This is a genomic window from uncultured Caldilinea sp. (assembly GCF_937128415.1).
Classification (GTDB): domain Bacteria; phylum Chloroflexota; class Anaerolineae; order Caldilineales; family Caldilineaceae; genus Caldilinea.
On record NZ_CAKZMJ010000094.1, the window covers coordinates 1 to 18,234 of the forward strand.

14 protein-coding genes are annotated in these 18,234 nt (G+C 63.0%); 10 read left to right on the forward strand and 4 right to left on the reverse strand.

Translation table 11 applies throughout. The features are described from left to right. Positions 1-207: 207 nt before the first annotated feature. Both Q0367_RS17580 and Q0367_RS17585 read right to left on the reverse strand, forming a co-directional pair. Positions 208-507, reverse strand: a complete 300-nt coding sequence (locus Q0367_RS17580) for a hypothetical protein (protein WP_298983831.1) — start codon at positions 505-507, stop codon at positions 208-210. Positions 508-518: 11 nt separating this feature from the next. Then, complete coding sequence (locus Q0367_RS17585) at positions 519-890, reverse strand: DUF423 domain-containing protein (protein WP_297632569.1); 372 nt, start codon at positions 888-890, stop codon at positions 519-521. A 387-nt stretch (positions 891-1,277) separates the two neighbouring features. On the opposite strand from Q0367_RS17585, the gene Q0367_RS17590 reads away from it, so the two are divergent. From Q0367_RS17590 to Q0367_RS17605, 4 genes are all read left to right on the forward strand, one after another. Beyond that, positions 1,278-2,549: an FAD-binding oxidoreductase gene (locus tag Q0367_RS17590; protein ID WP_297632572.1), complete on the forward strand. Its 1,272-nt coding sequence runs from the start codon at positions 1,278-1,280 to the stop codon at positions 2,547-2,549. Positions 2,550-2,946: 397 nt separating this feature from the next. After that, positions 2,947-3,789 carry a sugar phosphate isomerase/epimerase gene (locus Q0367_RS17595; protein WP_298983832.1) on the forward strand — a complete coding sequence of 281 codons (843 nt, stop codon included), beginning with the start codon at positions 2,947-2,949 and terminating at the stop codon, positions 3,787-3,789. 17 nt (positions 3,790-3,806) lie between these two features. Next, the gene (locus Q0367_RS17600; RefSeq protein WP_297632577.1) at positions 3,807-4,925 is read left to right on the forward strand and encodes a Gfo/Idh/MocA family protein; all 1,119 of its coding nucleotides are present in this window, start codon (positions 3,807-3,809) and stop codon (positions 4,923-4,925) included. A 16-nt stretch (positions 4,926-4,941) separates the two neighbouring features. Next, positions 4,942-5,799 carry a sugar phosphate isomerase/epimerase gene (locus tag Q0367_RS17605; protein ID WP_297632580.1) on the forward strand — a complete coding sequence of 286 codons (858 nt, stop codon included), beginning with the start codon at positions 4,942-4,944 and terminating at the stop codon, positions 5,797-5,799. A 78-nt stretch (positions 5,800-5,877) separates the two neighbouring features. On the opposite strand, the gene Q0367_RS17610 is transcribed toward Q0367_RS17605, so the two are convergent. Together Q0367_RS17610 and Q0367_RS17615 are read right to left on the reverse strand one after the other, a co-directional pair. Continuing rightward, the gene (locus Q0367_RS17610; RefSeq protein WP_297632583.1) at positions 5,878-6,585 is read right to left on the reverse strand and encodes a hypothetical protein; all 708 of its coding nucleotides are present in this window, start codon (positions 6,583-6,585) and stop codon (positions 5,878-5,880) included. 157 nt (positions 6,586-6,742) lie between these two features. Beyond that, positions 6,743-7,657 (reverse strand): carboxylesterase, encoded by a 915-nt coding sequence (locus tag Q0367_RS17615; RefSeq protein WP_297632586.1) that lies wholly within the window; start codon positions 7,655-7,657, stop codon positions 6,743-6,745. A 307-nt stretch (positions 7,658-7,964) separates the two neighbouring features. Between Q0367_RS17615 and Q0367_RS17620 the strand changes: the two genes are divergently transcribed. The 6 genes from Q0367_RS17620 to Q0367_RS17645 all read left to right on the forward strand — a co-directional run bounded on the left by Q0367_RS17620 (position 7,965) and on the right by Q0367_RS17645 (position 18,163). After that, the gene (locus Q0367_RS17620; RefSeq protein WP_297632589.1) at positions 7,965-9,122 is read left to right on the forward strand and encodes a DegT/DnrJ/EryC1/StrS aminotransferase family protein; all 1,158 of its coding nucleotides are present in this window, start codon (positions 7,965-7,967) and stop codon (positions 9,120-9,122) included. Positions 9,123-9,189: 67 nt separating this feature from the next. Next, on the forward strand, positions 9,190-9,975 hold the full coding sequence (locus Q0367_RS17625) for a glycosyltransferase (protein ID WP_297633005.1): 786 nt from the start codon (positions 9,190-9,192) through the stop codon (positions 9,973-9,975). 18 nt (positions 9,976-9,993) lie between these two features. Next, on the forward strand, positions 9,994-12,522 hold the full coding sequence (locus Q0367_RS17630) for a glycosyltransferase family 39 protein (protein ID WP_298983835.1): 2,529 nt from the start codon (positions 9,994-9,996) through the stop codon (positions 12,520-12,522). A 3-nt stretch (positions 12,523-12,525) separates the two neighbouring features. Continuing rightward, positions 12,526-14,886, forward strand: a complete 2,361-nt coding sequence (locus Q0367_RS17635; RefSeq protein WP_298983837.1) for a hypothetical protein — start codon at positions 12,526-12,528, stop codon at positions 14,884-14,886. Beyond that, on the forward strand, positions 14,883-16,808 hold the full coding sequence (locus Q0367_RS17640; RefSeq protein ID WP_298983839.1) for a glycosyltransferase family 39 protein: 1,926 nt from the start codon (positions 14,883-14,885) through the stop codon (positions 16,806-16,808). Before Q0367_RS17635 ends, Q0367_RS17640 begins: the two co-directional genes overlap by 4 nt. A gap of 92 nt (positions 16,809-16,900) precedes the next feature. Then, complete coding sequence (locus Q0367_RS17645; RefSeq protein ID WP_298983841.1) at positions 16,901-18,163, forward strand: C39 family peptidase; 1,263 nt, start codon at positions 16,901-16,903, stop codon at positions 18,161-18,163. Positions 18,164-18,234 lie beyond the last annotated feature (71 nt).

An 18,234-nucleotide genomic window follows, 5' to 3' on the forward strand; every position in this document is an offset into this window, starting at 1 on the left:
TGGCGCCAGCAGCCGAAAATAGAGGGGAAAAGCGCCCCAGATTGTGTAACAGGCGATGGCAAACCCCATGCCTCGCCGTTCGTCGTCGTGCATCAGAACCTTAATTTCTTGGATGAGACCTTGCTGCCTGAATAGAAAAAGAGAACGCTCATCACAAAGCGCAAAAACCGTTCTATTTCGCCCGGTGCTTCTGCATCGGCCTTTCGGTCATGACCGATCTTGCGCTGCCAGAAAGGCGACGACCAGCGCCGCCCATTCTTCCTCAAGCGATCCGGTGGCCACAGGCTTGCCTGCGCGACGATACCAGTAGGCGGCGTTGCCCAGGTCGCCCTCCACGCGGTGGAGATAGGCGTGCACCCAGTCGAGCGCCGGGCCGCCCGGTTGGGTAATCTCATGGGCGCGATCCCAATCGCCCTTGGCAGCATACCAGAGCGCCTGCAACGCAGGGCTGACGCCTGTCGGCGGCGTCGCCTGCGCCAGAGAGGCGCGAAATTCAGCTAGATTCATCAGCTCCCCCTTTATGCGCGCCAGGCGGCGGCCGCCAGCAACAGCCAGCCGACGATGAAGGCCGCGCCGCCGATCGGCGTAATAGCGCCGAGCCAGCGCATGCCGGTCAACGCCATCACAAACAGACTGCCGGAAAAGAAAACAATTCCCACGATGAAGAGCCAGCCCGCCCAGACAGGCAGCGCGCTGGCCGGCCACTTCCCCAGGGCCAGCGTCACGGCAAACAGCGCCAGCGCATGGTAGAACATATAGCTGACGCCGGTCTGGTAGTTCGCCAGCAGGGTTTCTTCGATGCGGCCGCGCAGCGCATGGGCGCCAAACGCCCCCAACGCCACCGACAGACCGCCCAGCAAAGCTGCAATGAGAAAGAAAGTGCGTTCCATATTCACCCCAAAAGCGTGCAAGCGAAGGATGAACCTTGCGCCCAACCCAAGTCGATTCGACGTTCAGGTCGTCATCCTCTGTGCGTTATCCTCTGTGCATTATATGTCGTGCGGCGGCTGCCGCAATAATTGCGAGGTTCGTTGCGCCCATCGCCTTGAGGTGAAGGCTGGTGGGATGTCTGACGAGCCAGGGGCGCAACACGGAATTTACAAAAGAGAGTGCACCGGACGCCGCTTTCGGTTGCAAAACATGCAATGGCTGTGGAAGTGTCTCGGATAGCGAAGGTATTTGAATCTTTGCCTCAATTCGAGTACATTCTTGATTGAAGCCATCAACCTTGATTAAAGCCATCAACCGATCATCGACAAGCAATCTGAAGCGCATCCATGAAAACCTCTGTATACTGGACCGAAGATTGTCCTCGCCCCGCCAACCTTCCCATCAGCCCATTGCCCGAAGTCACCGACGTCGCCATCATCGGCGGCGGCTACACCGGCCTCAACGCAGCGCTCGCCCTGCGCAAGGCCGGCGCATCGGTGGCCGTGCTGGAAAAAGAGACCATCGGCTGGGGCGCCAGCAGTCGCAACGGCGGCATGGCGTTGACCGGCCTCAAAGAGAGCATGCCGGTGGTCTTCAAGCGCTATGGCGCAGAGATGGGCCGGGCCTTCTGGCAGTGGTCGCTGGATGCAGTGGACTATGTCGAGCAATTGACGGTCGAAGAAAAGATCGACTGCAACTTCGTGCGCAGCGGCCATCTGCTGCTCGCCTTCAAGCCGCAGCACTTCGCCCAATTTGTAGAGGAAGCGCGCTGGTTCCGTGAACAGCTCGGCTACACCGACCTCTGGGTCGTGAGCAAGGCCGAACTGCACAGCGAGATCGGCTCCGCCGCCTATCACGGCGGCCTGATCGATCCCAGAAGCGCAGGGCTGCATCCGGCCCGCTACGTCTTCGGCCTGGCGCAGGCGGCGGCGCGCAAAGGCGCGCTGCTGGTGGAGCGCACGGCGCTGATGGACGTCAAGCGGACGCGCACCGGCTTTCTGGTGATCACCAACCGAGGAACGTTGAACGCACGCGAAGTGTTGGTCGCCACCAACGGCTACACCACGAACGTCATCCGCCCGCTGCGCCAGGGCGTCTTTCCTGTAGGCAGTTACATCATCACCACCGAACCGCTGCCGCTTTCCTTGCAAGAGGAGCTGAGTCCGCGCGGGCGCATGTTCTTCGACAGCAAACACTTCCTCAACTATTTCCGACTGACGCCCGATGGGCGCATGCTCTTCGGCGGACGCCACAACCTTTCGACTTCGCTCGACCTCATCGACAGTGCGCGCAAGATGCAGGCGCGCATGCTGGAAGTCTTCCCGCAGCTGGCGGGCGTCTCGATCTCCCACACCTGGAGCGGCAACCTGGGCATTGCGCTGGACCTGATGCCGCACGCTGGTCGCGTCAACGGCGTCCATTACGCGTACGCCTACGCTGGCCATGGCGTCTCCATCGCCAGTTTATTGGGTAAGGAGATGGGTGAAGTGTTGGCCGGGAAGCGCACCTCCACGCTTTTTGCGCAGATCAAGCACCCGCGCTATGCGTTCGTGCCCTACGATCGGCTCTACCTGCCGTTGGTGTCCACCTGGTTTCGGGTGCTGGATTGGATTACATGAACTCACGGCGAGATTCACCGCAGAGAGCGCCGAGTGCAGCGACTCTGCGGAAAGAACGCTATAACTCACGTTGCGCAGTCCGACAATTCGGTCGGCGTCAGGGCTTGCGTCTCCGACCGCCGAAGAGGCTGCGAAAGTCAGAGCGAGATAGTTCACCACCAAGGCGCTAAGACACAAAGGAGGCTCAAAAGAGAGGGAAAAACACCAGTATTTCTCGGCGTCTTTGCGCCTTTGTGGGGATATTCTAAGCGCCTGACCGCCTGATCGGCGGTGGAGGGGAAGCGAGTGACGAGGGACAAAAGCAAGCGATTGGAGAAACCCGGTTGCACAAAAAGAGCAAGCGTCTTCTGCGCACCATGAGGCTACAAGCCACCTATCCAACGAAAGAGAGTCATCCATGAAATATGGAGTTTTCACCGTCATGCTGCCTGACCTGACTCCGGAGGAGGCGGCGACCGCAATCCGAGAGGCGGGCTATGAGGGGGTGGAGTGGCGCGTCGCGGCGACGCCCCCAGCGATGAAGAACGAATCCCCTTCCTTTTGGCGCAACAACCTTTGCACGCTGGCGCCCACCCTGGCGGAGGCAACGCGCGCGCGTGCGCTGGCGGAAGCGGCGGGGCTGACGATCCCTAACCTGGGAGCGTACATTGACGTAGGCGATCTGGCCGCCGTCGAAATGACCCTGCAATTTGCAGCCACCGCCGCCGCTCCTGCGATCCGCGTGGGCGTGGCGCGCACCAATTCACCGGAGGCCTTTCCGGCGCTTTTCCAACGCAGCTTCGCTTTTCTGCACGAGGTGCAGGCATTGGCGCAGCGCTACGGCGTCAAGGCGCTGATCGAGATGCACCACGGCACGATTGCAGCCAGCGCCTCCGCCGCGCGACGGCTGGTGGACGGGTTCGACCCGGCCTGCATCGGCGTGATCTACGACTGCGGCAACATGGTCTTTGAAGGCTACGAAGAGTATCGCCGCGGCCTGGAAATCCTGGGGCCTTACCTGGGCCATGTCCATGTCAAAAACGCCGCCTTTGAGCGTCCACCGGGTGGAGGCGTGTGGCGGCCGCGCTGGTCGCCGCTGCACGATGGCGTGGTCGATTTCCATGCGCTGTTTCAGGCGCTGCGCAGCGTCGGATATGATGGATGGATTGTCGTCGAAGATTTCAGCCAGCGCTATGACTCGCGCACGGCGCTTCGGGAAAATCTGAAGTTCTTACGCAACATCGAACAATCGATTCAATAACCAGAGCGGAAACGATTATGCATTCACACACTTTTTCACAACCGATTCGCACCGCTTTTGTTGGCAACGGCGCCAGCATCTATCCTCTCCACGAACGCGCGGCGACGCCGGAGCGTTTCACACTGGTCGGCATGGCGGATATCGACCCCGGCGCCAAGGCGCGCGCCGACGCCCACGGCGTCCCCTTTTTCACCGATCACCGCTCGCTGTTGGCCGCGGTTGCGCCGGAGCTGGTGGTGATCATGACCCCCCACCCCTCGCATCCATCGATCGCCATCGACGCGTTGGAGGCAGGCGCCCACGTGTTGGTCGAAAAGCCGATGGCGATCCAGGTGGCGGACGCCGACGCCATGATCGAAGCGGCGCGTCGCGCAAAGCGTCTGCTGGCGGTCAATTTTCAACACCGCTCGCGGCCCGAAATCCGCGCCGCGTATGAGCTGCTTCAAAACGGCGCGCTGGGCAAGCTGCAACATCTCAACATGATCGCGGTCTGGCCGCGCTCGCACAAATACTTCCGCATGTCCACCTGGCGGGGCACCTGGAACGGCGAAGGGGGCGGCGTCCTGCTCAATCAAGCGCCGCATAACCTCGACCTGATCTGCTATCTCCTTGGCCTGCCCAAGCGCACGGTCGCATGGACGCGCACGACGCTGCACCCCATCGAAACCGAGGACACGGTGCAGGCGATGTTCGAGTGGCCGAACGGCGCCATCGGATCGCTGCACGTCAGCACCGCCGAATCGGGCCAGCCGGAGCGCATCGAAATTCTCGGCACCGCCGGCCGACTGGAGATTACGCAGGGCGGCCTGCGCTTTGAGCGCTTCGAGCAAGACCTGCGCGACTTCTTCCCCACGACGGAGGAAATCTACAATGGACCTGGCCAGCAGGCAGTGGAAGTGACGTTGCCTTCCGGATGGACGGGCAGCCACAACGACATCTACGCCAACGTCTACGCCGCCATCCGCGAGGGTGCAGCGCTGCTGGCCGACGGCGAATCGGCGCGCATGTCGTTGGAGCTGGCCAACGCCATCACGCTCTCGAGCCGCAAGGAGCAGGCCGTCGAGTTTCCGGTCGATCGGGGCGAATACGCGGCGCTGCTGGCCCAACTGCAGGCCGACGCTCAAACCCACCACTAAGAGAGGAGAATGCATCATGGCGGAAGCGACCTTCACCCTCAGCGCGTTCGGCGACGAAATCGCCGTCAAGCTGCACGATCAGCTGCGCGTGCTCAATGAGCTGCGCATCCCCGGCCTGGAGCTGCGCACGGTCTGGGGCAAAAATGTGCTCGACCTGGATGACGAGGAGGCGCGCAAGGTGGCGGAACTGTGCGCCTCTGCAGGCGTGCGCGTCAACGCCATCGGCAGCCCCATCGGCAAATCGCCGCTCGACGGCGCCATGGAGGAGGAATTCCGCAAGCTGGATCGCATCATGCGCACAGCGGAAATCGTCGGCGCGCGGCGCATCCGCGTCTTTTCCTACTATCCGCCCGACACATCGACCAATGCGCACTATGACCGGTACGTCGAACCTGCCGTCGAGCGGCTGGCGCGCCTCGCCGAGCGCGCCGCAGCCCATGGCTATCAACTCATGCTCGAAAATGAAAAGGAGATCGTGGGCGACACCGTTGCGCGCTGTGCGCGCATCATGCAACAGCTCGATCAGAGCAACGTCTGCTTTGTGTGGGATCCGGCCAACTTCGTGCAGGTGGGCGAGGAGCGGGTGACGGAGCGCGGATGGTCGCTGCTGGGTCCATACGTCGGCTATGTGCATATCAAAGACGCTCACCTGAGCGACGGCTCCGTCTGTGCGGCCGGCGAGGGCGATGGCCAGGTGCCGGAGCTGCTCATGCGGCTGCGCGAGGCGGGCTACCAGGGGATTCTCGCGCTGGAGCCGCATCTGGCGATCGCCGGACACAGCAGCGGCTTCAGCGGGCCGGAGGGGATGGCCTATGCAGCGCAGGCGTTGCGCCGTCTCATGGCGGAGGTTGGCTGCGTCGAGGCGGTCGCATAAACGCAGCCAGGCGAAGCGTTCCCGTAAAATGCAACCTTCCAGGAAGTCCGGAGCTTTCTGGAAGGTTGCATGCTTTGCCTACGCCGGCAACTGCAACGTGCGACGCGCAGGCTTCACGCCGAAACGCTCCGCCTCCTGATGCGCCAGCCGGGCGTTGGCCTCGAAGAAGCCGTAGGTGCGGCGCAACGGCCCGTAGTGATGGTTGACGAGCTCCTGCCACTCCATCGACATCAACTTCCAAAGCATCGACTCCACCTCTTCCAGGCGGTGCAGCATCTCCGCCGGCGAGGAGGGGGCGGGGATGTCGCAGTAGGTGGGCGGCTTGCCATAGCTGTAGGGGAAGGTGACCTCTTCTGCAGGCGTGCGCGGAAGCGCGCCGAGCGCCGTCGCCGCCATGCCGAAGGCCAACAACTGGCGGCGCACCAGGCGCAACGTCTCCGCAGAGCTCAGCTCATCGGCGGGAGCGCGCCCCTCTTCAAGGCCAAGCTCCCGACTGAGCGACGACCAATCCAACAGGACGCGCTCCAGCAGATACCGCAGCTCGCCTTTGGTGGGCACGTCGGACTGGCGCACGCTGAGCATGAAGCCCTCCCTCGCCCGACCGACGAAATCGCGCGCCTGCTGCAGCACAATGTGCTCGACCTGCTGGTCGCTGCGCGAGGAAACGCCCTCGCTGCGACCACCGAGCTGCGTGCGGTGCTTCAGGTTCAGCGACATCAGGTCGCGCGTGGTGGATGCGATTTCAGAGATGTGAACGAACTCGTACAGACCTCCGTCCTCTGGCATAGAACTCCTCTCCAAACACCTGAAAATCAATGACAAATGATTCTGACAATCGATGGCGCTGCTGCGAGCAGCGCTTCCTCTTCTCTCACCTTCTTCTATGGATATTTTGTTCGATCCTTGGCAATTTTGCAATCGAAATTTGACGCACCCCTTTGCGCTATTCAGTTAACATGCGCAAGATGACGGGGTAGGTCAAATCGACCTGTTGAAAGGTCTGATGAGGGTCGATCATATCGTGCCAGACTCTCTGCTCCGGCGGGAAGGTGTAGCGCTCCACTTTGACGCCGTGGCGCTCCCAGCGCTCCACCGTATCGTAGGCGATCTGATTTTTCACCGCCGCGTCGAATGCGCTGGTGATGAGCTTGAGACGCCTGGCGCGCGGGGGCGTGTTCGCCGCCGTTTCATAGAGATGACGGCCAAGCCGGAAAATTTGCGCCAGGCTGTGCGTGCTGAAGCGCGGGTACGCATAGGGCGGGCCAACGATCTGCTCTTTGGCGCGCGGGTCCCACCAGATGTAGATGTTTTGAATGCGCAGGGCAAGATTGCGAAAGAGCGAACTGACCCATATCGGGACAAAGGGCAAGCCGGCGGAGGGAGCAATCGCCAGCGCCAGATCGACGTCGGAGCGATATTGCGCCGCCCAGGCGGTCATCACCCCGCCGGCGGAGATGCCGCAGACGCTGACCTGCTCGCCCAGGCCGACGGCGATATCCACGCTCTCTTGAATAGTGCGCACCAAATCTTCCGCCGTGAGCCGCTGCTGCTCGGTCGTCATCGGATCGGTCAGGCCATGATAGGGAAGGCGGGGCGCCAGAACATTATATCCTTGCTCGAAAAGCGTTGCGCTCAGACGATCGAATTGCGGCGGCGCGTTGGTGTAGCCGTGAAAAAAGACCAACGAGCGCTTCACCTTTTTCCCATGGGAGAAGAAGCGCATGCCGCTGTCCAGGCGCACGGATTCGTCATCTCTGGCCTGCAACGCTTGAATGCGCGCTTCGGCCTCCTGAAAGCTACGCGCCGGTTGAGAAGGAAAGAATGTTGGGTTCAGGCCGTAGGTGGAGGCGGCTGTCATTTTGCACCTGAAGAGTGTATGGGATGCTCAGGAAATTGATGAGCGCAAGTGTATCATGATCAAGGCCGTGCGTCCAACAAACTTTCGCCCTTCTCGGGAAGGGTCGTCGTGCCCGGCGACGCCAAGAACTGCGCACAAGACGCTCTCCCGCTTTTCTTTGCGTTCCGGCGTCTTTGCAGCCTTGGATTGAATCTATTTTCACGGAGTACAGTTGGTCGGCGCATCCGATTTCGAGTACAATCTTCCTTTGGCAAATTAACCGAAGGAGCAACCAGAGCGAAAAATTGCGCTCATGGCGAGAGAAACGATGATTCAGCAACTCCCTTTATTTCCATATCTGGAAGCGCAGGAGTCGGAGCGACCGCCGGATTTTATCCCGGTCTACACCCCATTGCTCGACGGCCGCGAGGAAAAATACGTGCTCGACGCCGTGCGCAGCGGCTGGATCAGCAGCCTGGGCAGTTACGTCACGCGCTTCGAGCAGGAGTTCGCCCGCTTTTGCGGCGTACAGCACGCCATCAGCGTGAGCAACGGCACGGTGGCGCTGCATCTGGCGCTGCACGCCCTGGGCGTCGGCCCCGGCGACGAGGTGATCGTCCCCAGCCTGACCTTTGTCGCCACCGCCAATGCCGTCCATTACACCGGCGCAACGCCTGTCTTCGCCGATGTGGACCCGACGACCTGGTGCATCGACCCAGAGGACGTGGAGCGACGCATCACGCCGCGCACGCGCGCCATCCTCCCGGTGCATCTGTACGGCCATCCGGCGCCCATGCCTGCGCTTCAGGAGCTTGCCGACAAGCACCATCTGATCCTGATCGAGGATGCGGCCGAGGCGCACGGCGCGGCCATTCATGGCCGTCGCGTCGGAGGATGGGGGCGCATCGCTGCGTTCAGCTTTTACGCCAACAAGATTATTACGACGGGGGAAGGCGGCATGCTTACGACAGACGACGAAGCCCTGGCCGCCCGCTGCCGCACGTTGCGCGACCATGCCATGCCGCCCCATCGCCGCTACTGGCACGAGGAGGTCGGCTTCAACTACCGCATGACCAACCTGCAGGCGGCGGTGGGCGTAGCGCAGATGGAGCGCATCGAGCGTTTCCTGGAGCGCAAACGGGAGATCGCTGCGCGCTATCGGGAGCAGTTGGCGGGCGTTCCCGGCGTCACGTTCGCTGCGGAGCGTCCTGGCTATACGAACGTTTACTGGATGGTCTCGATCCTGGTCGAGCCGCCCTATGCGCTGAGCCGCGATGAACTGATTTCGGCCCTACGCGAACGAGGCATCGACAGTCGCCCCTTCTTTCATCCGATGGACACGCTGCCCCCCTATCGCAGCGACGCCCCGCGCCCGGTGGCGCTGCATCTCAGCCGCTGCGGCCTCAACCTGCCTAGCTCGCCCGCGCTGACGGACGCGCAGATCGACTACATCTGCGACGTTCTCTGCGCGTTGGGCCGGCGGTGACGGTTTTCTAAAACGCCCTCCGTTTCGAGTTTCACCCATCTCTTCGCTACAATGGGACGTTGTGACGATGCAAGAATTTCTGGCGGAGCAGCCGCAGGGAACAGTCGACGTTTCCATCGTGCTGCCGACGTTCAACGAGCGCGACAACATCTGTGATCTGATCGACGCCATTCAACGCGAGCTGGCGCCGACAGGCTATGCGTTTGAAGTCCTGGTGGTCGATGACAACAGCCCGGACGGCACTGCGGACGTGGTGCGCCGGCGCTACAACCTGAATGGCGCCGACACAGGCCGCTTGTCCGGGAAAACGTCGGCGAGCGTCCGGCTCTTCGTGCGCACGCAAGACAAAGGGCTGGCCCAATCGATTCGCGATGGCTTGCTGTTGGCGCATGGCCGCACGCTGGTCGTCATGGACACCGACTTCAACCACGATCCGGCGATGATTCCGCAGATGGTCGATCTGTTGCGCTATTACGACCTCGTGATCGGCAGCCGTTTCGTCATGCGCGGCGGCATGGAAGATCGCCTCCGGTATCGTCTCAGCCAGCTCTACAACGTTTTCATTCGCGCGCTGTTGCACACGCAGATCCAGGACAACCTGAGCGGCTATTTCGCCATCCGTCGCGAGAAGCTTTATTCGCTGGCGCCGCTCTTTCCGGCGATTTTCTACGGCTATGGCGATTATTTTATTCGGCTCCTTCTGGCGGCGTGGCGCCAGGACTGGAAAATTCTCGAAGTGCCGGTCTTTTACATCCTGCGCCGCCACGGCGACAGCAAGACCGGCTTCTGGTCGATCTTCCAACAGTACACCGCCGCCGTTCTGAGGCTGCGCATCTTTGGGCTGCGCACGTAACGCATCGCAAGGCTTCCCATGCAACGCACTCGCACCTTCGGCCTCCTGGTTCTCATGGCGCTGCTGGTCACGGTCTACACCTTGACCAACTCCAGCCGCTTCCACATTATCGATGAAGTCAGCCTCTTCGCCGTCACCGAATCGCAGGCGCTGCGCGGAGCGATCGACACCAACGCCATTGCGTGGACGCAGTGGGTCAACAGCCCCGGCGAAGTGCTGGGCGCCTTTGGCCCGGAGGGAGACGTCTACAGCAAGAAGGGGCCGGCGCCCGCCTTTCTGGCGGTTCCCTGGTATCTGCTCTTTCACATCTTCACCGAGTTCAACATCAGCCTTGGCCAGCTCCAGGCGACGCTGCTCTGGAACGGGGTCGTCACTGCGGTCACGGCTGCGCTGCTGTGGCTGACGGCGCGACGGCTCGGTTATTCCGACCGCACCGGCATGGCGCTCGGTTTGCTCTTTGGGCTGGCGACGATCGCCTGGCCTTACGCCAACCAGTTTTTCGGCGAGCCGTTGAGCGCGCTCAGCCTGCTCACCCTCTTTTACGGCTTGCTGACCTGGAGGCGCAGCGGCGATTGGTGGTGGATGGCGTTGGCCGGCGTCGGCGCCGGCGTGGCGCTCGCCACCGTCGCAGCGCATGCAGTGCTTATTCTGATCCTCGTCGGCTGGGCGGCTCTCGATTGGTGGCTGCACCGCCGCCTCGCGCCGAGCGAAGGGATGCCGAAGAACAACATCCTCCAGCGGCTGGCGCCGGCGGCGGCCCTCGCAGCGCCGATTCTGCTTGCAGCCGCGCTGCTGATGCTCTACAATTTCGTGCGCTTCGGGAACCCTTTCGACACCGGCTATCACTTCGACGCGGGCGAAGGCTTCACCAATCCGCTGCTTTCCGGCCTGTGGGGACTGTTGCTCAGCCCCTATCGCGGGGTGTTCTGGCATACGCCGCTTTTCATTGCCAGCCTGGCCGCCTTCGTTCCCTTTGCGCAGCGTCACCGCAGCGAAGCTGCGCTGGTCGCCCTGCTCAGCGTGGCGCTGGTGACGATGTATAGCCTGTGGTGGATGTGGTGGGGCGGCTTCGCCTGGGGGCCGCGCTTTCTCACGCCGCTGACGCCCTTCTGGGTGTTGCCGTTGGCGATTGTCATCGAGCCACTGACGAGGCAAAGCGCATCCTTGGCGAAGAAAAAACAGGCGCGCCTGATGCATCCCTCCGGCGCAGAGTCGGAGATCGCCTCGACCCTGGAAGAGCCTCCAGAGGCGGACAAGCGGCCCTCGTCTATGCGCAGTGCGCTCGTCTGGCTCACTGGCGTTTTGGCGTTGTTCTCATTCATCGTGCAGCTCGCTGCGGTGAGCGTCAATTTTGTCAACTATGAAATTCAATTGCGCAGCCTCTACCCAACCGACTGGAACGACCCGCTGCGCTACGGCCCGCCGGCGCAAAGCCTGACCGATTTCTTCAACAGCCCGGTCTTCGGTCAATTCAAGCTGATGGCGCAGGGCTTCGTCGTCAACAGCGATCTGGGCTGGCTGTGGGCGGAGGGCGAGCCGCCGCAAACTGTCGTACTGTGGCTGGTGCTGCTGATCGGCGGCGCGGCGGTGATTACGCTGATCGGCTTCCTGGCGGTATGGTGGCGGATGGCGGCTGCCCCGCAGAGGCCGACCGACAGCATCGCTGCGCCGACGTTCGCCCTCGTCGTGCTTGCACCGGCGCTTGTCATCGCCACCTGGGCCGGAGAAGTGGGGCGCCAGCCGCACTACGGACGGAAAGACGTTGGCTATCGCGCCATCATTCGCGACATCTGCCGCACGGTCTCGCCCACGGATGTCTTCGTCAACGTAGCGCCCAACAGCTATCAGATTCCGATGAACTGGATGCCCGGCGAGTGCAAGATCGACATCCCCACCTACGGCTACGCGTTGGACAGCCTGCGCCATCCGGAGACGGAGCGCGTGATGACTCGGCTGAGCCAACAGCATGACCGCATCTGGTTTGTAACGAGCGGCGTTCAACCGAACGATCCGGACAACACGCTGGAGCGATGGCTGGCCGACCATGCTTTCAAGGCCATCGACACATGGTATGAAGACTATCGCCTGGTGCAGTACGCCACCGGTGTGCGCCTGGGCGGCGTCGAGGAGCGACCGATCAACCAGGCGCTGCTCGGTCGTCGCGCCGAGCAGGTCACCATCCTTTCCGTGCGCTCACCCTCGGTGGCGCTCGCCGGCAAGCCGATCCCGATCGAAATTCGCTATCGCCTGGAAGCGCCGACCGACCAAAATCTGCGCTGGTTTGTGCAGCTGCTCAGCGGGCAAAACATCCCGCTCGCCCTGCTCGACACCGGCCCCGACGACAACTACACGGTCTTCAGCGCTTTGCCCGCAGGTGAAAACCTCATCGAGCGAGCGGGCGTGCTGGTGCCAGAAAATATGCCCGAAGGCGACTATTCACTTATTGCGGGCCTCTACAATCCCGACGATGAGGGGGCCCGCCTGGTCACTATCGATGGACCCGATTTCGTCTTGTTAGGCGCCGTGCGCGTCGTGAGGCAGCCCTAGTCTGTGAAAGCCATGTTCTCGGCTTCGCGTTTCCTGCATCGGCGTAAAATCCAGGCGCTGCTCCTTTTTTTGGGCCTGGCGGCGTTTTTCTATGCGCCGGTGCTGCTGGGGCTGCGCACCTTCCCTGACGGCGATTTCACCCATCATTTCTTGCCTTTTAGCCTCTTTCTTCAACAAGAGATGCAAAACGCACGGCTGCCGGTGTGGAATCCCTACACCTACAGCGGCCACCCTTTTCTGGCCGACGTGCAGGCGGCCGTCTTCTATCCGGTCGGCAGCCTGCTGCTGGCGCTGACGTTGCCCTTCGACGGTGCGGCCGCGCGACTCTATTTTTTACAGGTCGAGGCCATTTTGCAGGTGGCGCTGGCCGGCTTTTTCACCTATCTGCTGGTGGAGCGACTAACGCGACGCCAGGACGCCGGTCTGGCTGCGGGCGTTAGCTTCGCCTTTTCGGGCTACCTGACAGGCTATCCGGTGGCGCAGCTTGCCGTGTTGCGCACGGCGATCTGGCTGCCGCTGCTCTTGTGGCTGCTCTTGCGCGCCCTGGAGTCGCCTCGATGCTGGCGGCGGTGGAGCGCCGCAGGGGGTGCGGCGGCGGTGAGCTTTCTGGGCGGCCATGCCCAAACTTTTCTGTATACGCTCTATGCGGCCGGGGCGTGGCTGCTCCTGCTGAGCGCAGCGCGCTGGCTTCAGACGCGCCGCGTCAGGGAAGGGGGCGCGATCGCTGCGGGCGCGCTGCTGGCTGCGGCGGTCGCCGCGGGATTGAGTGCGCCCCAGCTCCTGCCGGGCCTGGAGTATATGCGGCTGAGCGTGCGCGCCGACGTGGACTACGCCTTCGTCAGCGGCGGTTTTCCGTTGCAAGATAGCTGGCAGTTGCTGCTGCCCGGCGTGCTGACCTACTATTCGCCCCTGTACGTCGGCGTGGTGGGGCTTGGGTTGGCGTTCGTGGCGGTCGGCGCGGCGGCGATGCGCAGCCACTGGCGCGCAGGAGAAGTGGACGTCGCCTTGCCGCTGCGTCACCGTTGGGGCGCGTTCTTTTTCCTGGGCCTGGCCGGGATTGCGCTTTTGCTCTCTTTCGGCGGCAACGGCTTTCTGTATCCGCTTTTCTATCACCTGGCGCCGGGCTTCAACCTGTTTCGAGGACAGGAGCGGGCCGCCTTCCTTGTGGCGTTTGGATTGAGCGTGCTCGCCGGCTACGGGCTGCTGGCGGTGCATCTGGCGCCGCAGGCGGTGCGCGCCTGGCTGGCGACGCTCTACGCAGGGGTGGTCACCGGCGGAGTTTATATCTTCGGTCTGCTCTGGCAACTGCCGGGGCGCACGGCGATTGGCCCCTGGCGCTTTCTGCTGTTGGCTGCGCTGGCGATCGGGATGGCGGCGGGCTTTGCACTGTTGCTGCGGCTGCCGGGGTGGAGCCGCCAACGCACGCAGTTGCTACTTCTGCTGATCTTCGCCTCGCTTTTCTGGGCCAATTTCACGACCAATCTCGATCGTTTCAGCCCTTCCCGCAAGACGCTGCTGGCGCCGGAGGTGGAAGCGGTCCAGGCAGTTGCATCCAATCGTGCCTTCACCCCATCGCTTGGCGAGACAACGACGCCGCCGGGCCGCGTCTACAACGAATTTCGCGTCTATGAAGACTACGGCATGCGCGTGAACGTGGAGGACGTCTGGGGCGCCAGCCCGCTGCGGCTGGCCACTTATGCGCGTCTCTTCGATGCCTTTCCGTTGGACCGCATGTGGCGGCTGACCGGCGTCGAACATGTGTTGACATGGCGTCGCGATCTGTTCGTCCCCTCCACGCTGTTGGCGGAATTCCCTCAGAGCGCGGATACAACCTATTTGCACCGTTTAGAGCAACGCAACCCGCGCGCGTGGATCGTGTATGAAACGGTGGTCGCCGACGACGAAGAGAGCGTGAAATTGCTGGCCGATCACGCCTTCGATCTCGACCGCAAGGCGGTCTTGCCGCCGGAGCACGCTGCAACAGGCCGGTTCGAGCCAACTCAGGCGCTGAATCGTGGTGAGGCCTCATCTGATGTCCAGCTCGTGCAACGGGCGCCTGGCCGGGTCGAAATCGCTGCGGAGAGTGAGGCGCCCGGCCTGCTGGTTGTGAGCGAAAATTGGATGCCAGGCTGGCGCGTGAGGGTCGTGGAATGGCCTCGGGGTGCTCCAACTCCGCCCACTGAAGCGCTGCGCGTCAACCTCAGCTTTCTCGGCGTCCCCCTTCCGGCGGGGAGGAGCGTCATCGATCTGCACTATCAGCCGGAGAGCGTGCGCCACGGCCTTTGGATCGGCGCAGGGACGCTGGCTGCGCTTCTGCTCGCCGGCGCGTTCGACGCGCTGCGGAGGCGAAGTAATCAAGGATGAAGGCTCAACGAGCGATGCGCAGCGGCGAGCTGCACTCATCAAAGAACCTGCTGCGCCTGATTGCGCTTGGCGCGCTTTTGCTGGCCTTTTTGCTGCGCGCCTATCGGCTCGACCACCAGGAGCTGCGCGGAGATGAGGCGTTCGGCTATTTTTTCGTGCAGCGCACCTACGCCGGCATGATCGAGGCCACCGTTGCGCTGGCGGAGCCGCATCCGGTGGGCAGCTACTTTGTGTTGAAGCCATGGCTGAGCCTGGCGGGCGACGGTGAGTTTGCCCTGCGTTTTCCATCGGTCTGGTTCGGAGTTCTGGCCGTCGCATTGACGCTGCGATTGGCGCTGCGCCTGGGCTTCCGGCGAGCGACGGCGTTGTTGGCGACGCTGCTGCTGGCGCTCAGCCCCTACGCCGCCTGGCATAGTCAGGATGCGCGCATGTACAGCATGAGCATGGCGCTGACGGTCGCCGCAGTGTGGCTGGGCGTCGAGACCTTGCAGCGGCAGCGCAGCCGCTGGGGGCTGGCGTACGTCGCCGTCGCCTGGCTGGCGCTGCACACACACTATTACGCCGCCTTTGCACTGGCTGCGCTCACGTTCTTCGTGGCGACGCGGGCGCTCTTTGTCCCCAATGCACGCAGCAGCCTGGCGCGCTGGCTCATGTGGCAGACGATCGTCGCTGCGCTCTATCTGCCCTGGCTGCTCAGCGTTGCGGGAATCATCGGCAGCTATGGCGGCAACGGCGATTCGCCCGACTTCTGGTCGATGGCGCAGCGTTCCTTGAGCGTTTTTGCAGTGGGGGAAACGGCACCGGCCGAACAGCGCACGGCATGGGCGGTCGCGGGAGGGCTGCTGCTGGCGATCGCCGTCCTCCGCCTCGGCGCAGGCTCGCCGACCGACCGCCGCACTCTCTGGCTGCTGATTTGCTATTTCGCCTTGCCCGTGCTCATCATCTGGTGGAGCGCCTGGGAGCGACCGATCTTCAATGAGCGCTATCTCGCCGTCAGCGCGCCGGCCTTCGCCCTGTTGATCGCCGCAGCCTTCGACGGGCGCCGCTTCTCCGGCCCGCGCGAGCCGCTTTTGCGCGGCGCAGCGTTGCTCCTGTTGGCGGCGCTGCTCGCCGGCATGACGCTCTCGCTCTATCGCCACTATGCAGACCCCGCCTACAGCAAGACGCGCGGCTGGCGAGATCTGGCCGCCGCGCTGGAGCGTTTCTCCGCCGGCCTGCCCGCCGAACAGGTGCGCATTGCACAAAATTTTCCCGATCCCACATTGTGGTACTATTATCGAGGCGCGGTCGAGCACATTGTGTTGCCGCCCGGCCCGCATGACGAAGCGGGTGCACGCGCTGCGGTCGATGCGCTGGCGAAAGCGGGCGTGCGCCGTATCCTGCTGCCGTTGCAGCCGGCAGCCAACTGGGACGACCGCGACCTTGCGGTGGCAGCGTTGGCGCAAAGTCCGTATGATCGGGTGGACGAAGAACGCGTCGGCGTCTGGCCGTTGCTCCTCTACGCCGGTCAACCTTCTCCGCGCGTGGAGGCGGAGATGAACGCCTTGTTTGAAAACGGTTTTCTGCTGCACGGCGTCTCCGGGCTAGAAGGGCAACAGCTCGTTCCGGGCGGCCTGCTCACCTTTACGCTCGTCGGGATGCGCCCGCCTGGCGACGTCGGCGCACTGAAACTGTCGGTGCAGCTGCTCAACGACGACGGCGCGCTGGCGACGCAACAAGATCTGCCGCTGACGGAATGGCGTCGAGGCGATGGGCGCACGATGACGCGCAACTATGGCTTGCGGTTGCCGGCGGAACTTCCTCCCGGCGGCTATCGTTTGATCGCCGTCTTGTACGATCCGACGATCGAAGGGTTGCCGCGAATTCGGACAATGGACGGCGCGGAGCTGGTCGAGCTTGCGACATTCCGGATCGAGGAGTGAAGAACCAACCACAATTTCAGGGAAGAAAACGAAAAGGCAAAGTTGCCCCATTCGATGCGCCCACGTTCAATGCGCTGACATGGGCAATGCTCATGACCGCAACAGCGGCGGCGGCGGTGATCGGTCTTGGCTTGTGGTTCAACGATCCATTTCCCCCGCCGCGCACCGGCGCACTGCAGCCTGCCGTTCTCGCATTGCCCGCCTCGACGCCTATCCTCGATGCATCTCTCGTCGAACGTTCAGCCTCCACTCCTGTGCAGTCCATTGAGCCGGTTTCTCCGCCTGGAGCCACGCCCCTATCGACGCCGACATCCACGCCCACGGCGACGCCTGTTCCGACGCCGTCCTTCCTCATCGCGCCGGCGCAGCCGTCCGCCTTGCTCAGCGGCCTCCGCCACGAATGGCAGACCTGGAACAATTGCGGCCCGGCCACGCTGGCAATGAACCTGAGCTACTACGGCAGCCCGCTCGATCAGGCGGCGATCGGCGCAGTCCTGCGCACTTCGCCCGACGACAAAAACGTCAGCCCTCACGAGCTCGTCGATTTTGCCCGGGCGCAGGGATACGCCGCCGACCTTTACGTCAACGGCAACGCCAATCTCCTGAAAACGTTGATCAGCAACGGTTTCCCCGTGTTGCTCGAAACCTGGCATGAACGCGCGCCCGGGGACGGCATCGGCCACTATCGACTGGCGGTGGGCTATGATGACGCCGCCGGCCAGTGGACGCTCTACGACTCGCTCGACTATACGGGGCTGATCTCGGCGCAACCCTACGCCGGCATCCGCATGAGCTACGACCGCCTCGACCGGTTCTGGAAAGTCTTCAATCGCACCTTCCTGCTTGTGCATCCCGTCGAGCAGACGCCGCAAGTCCGAGCGATCCTGGCGGCGCACGGCTTTGCGCCGGAACACATGTGGAGAGAGGCTGAGGCCCGCGCGCGCAGTGAGCTGGAAATTGCCCCCAACGATGTCTTTGCGTGGTTTAACCTGGGGAGCAGCCTGACGCGACAGGGGCGCACCGCCGAGGCCGCCGCTGCGTTCGACCGTGCACGGGAGATCGGCCTGCCGGAGCGCATGCTCTGGTATCAATTCACGCCGCTGGAGGCGTATATCGCCGAAGGGCGCCCCCAGGACGCACTGGCGCTGACCGACGCCGTCTTTGAGGAGACGGAGAGCGTCGAGGAGCTGTTCTACTGGCGGGCGCGCGCGTTCCTGGCAGTGGGGGACGCCGAGGCCGCGCGGGAGGCGCTGGCGCGCGCGTTGGAGTTGGCGCCGAGCTTTGCGCCTGCGCTGACGCTTCAGCAGGAGCTGTCTGCGCACAATCCACTTGACAGGGCCATCGAGGCCGGGTAGGGTATTCCTCAGACAGGCGACAATCACCCAGTTGCCAGAGGCATCGGGTTGCCCCTGGAGGATTTGCTAAA

Coding starts and splice junctions, on each gene's coding strand:
- Q0367_RS17580 (WP_298983831.1), bottom strand. CDS start 507: ATGAATCTAGCTGAATTTCGCGCCTCTCTGGCGCAGGCGACGCCGCCG.
- Q0367_RS17585 (WP_297632569.1), bottom strand. CDS start 890: ATGGAACGCACTTTCTTTCTCATTGCAGCTTTGCTGGGCGGTCTGTCG.
- Q0367_RS17590 (WP_297632572.1), top strand. CDS start 1,278: ATGAAAACCTCTGTATACTGGACCGAAGATTGTCCTCGCCCCGCCAAC.
- Q0367_RS17595 (WP_298983832.1), top strand. CDS start 2,947: ATGAAATATGGAGTTTTCACCGTCATGCTGCCTGACCTGACTCCGGAG.
- Q0367_RS17600 (WP_297632577.1), top strand. CDS start 3,807: ATGCATTCACACACTTTTTCACAACCGATTCGCACCGCTTTTGTTGGC.
- Q0367_RS17605 (WP_297632580.1), top strand. CDS start 4,942: ATGGCGGAAGCGACCTTCACCCTCAGCGCGTTCGGCGACGAAATCGCC.
- Q0367_RS17610 (WP_297632583.1), bottom strand. CDS start 6,585: ATGCCAGAGGACGGAGGTCTGTACGAGTTCGTTCACATCTCTGAAATC.
- Q0367_RS17615 (WP_297632586.1), bottom strand. CDS start 7,657: ATGACAGCCGCCTCCACCTACGGCCTGAACCCAACATTCTTTCCTTCT.
- Q0367_RS17620 (WP_297632589.1), top strand. CDS start 7,965: ATGATTCAGCAACTCCCTTTATTTCCATATCTGGAAGCGCAGGAGTCG.
- Q0367_RS17625 (WP_297633005.1), top strand. CDS start 9,190: ATGCAAGAATTTCTGGCGGAGCAGCCGCAGGGAACAGTCGACGTTTCC.
- Q0367_RS17630 (WP_298983835.1), top strand. CDS start 9,994: ATGCAACGCACTCGCACCTTCGGCCTCCTGGTTCTCATGGCGCTGCTG.
- Q0367_RS17640 (WP_298983839.1), top strand. CDS start 14,883: ATGAAGGCTCAACGAGCGATGCGCAGCGGCGAGCTGCACTCATCAAAG.
- Q0367_RS17645 (WP_298983841.1), top strand. CDS start 16,901: ATGACCGCAACAGCGGCGGCGGCGGTGATCGGTCTTGGCTTGTGGTTC.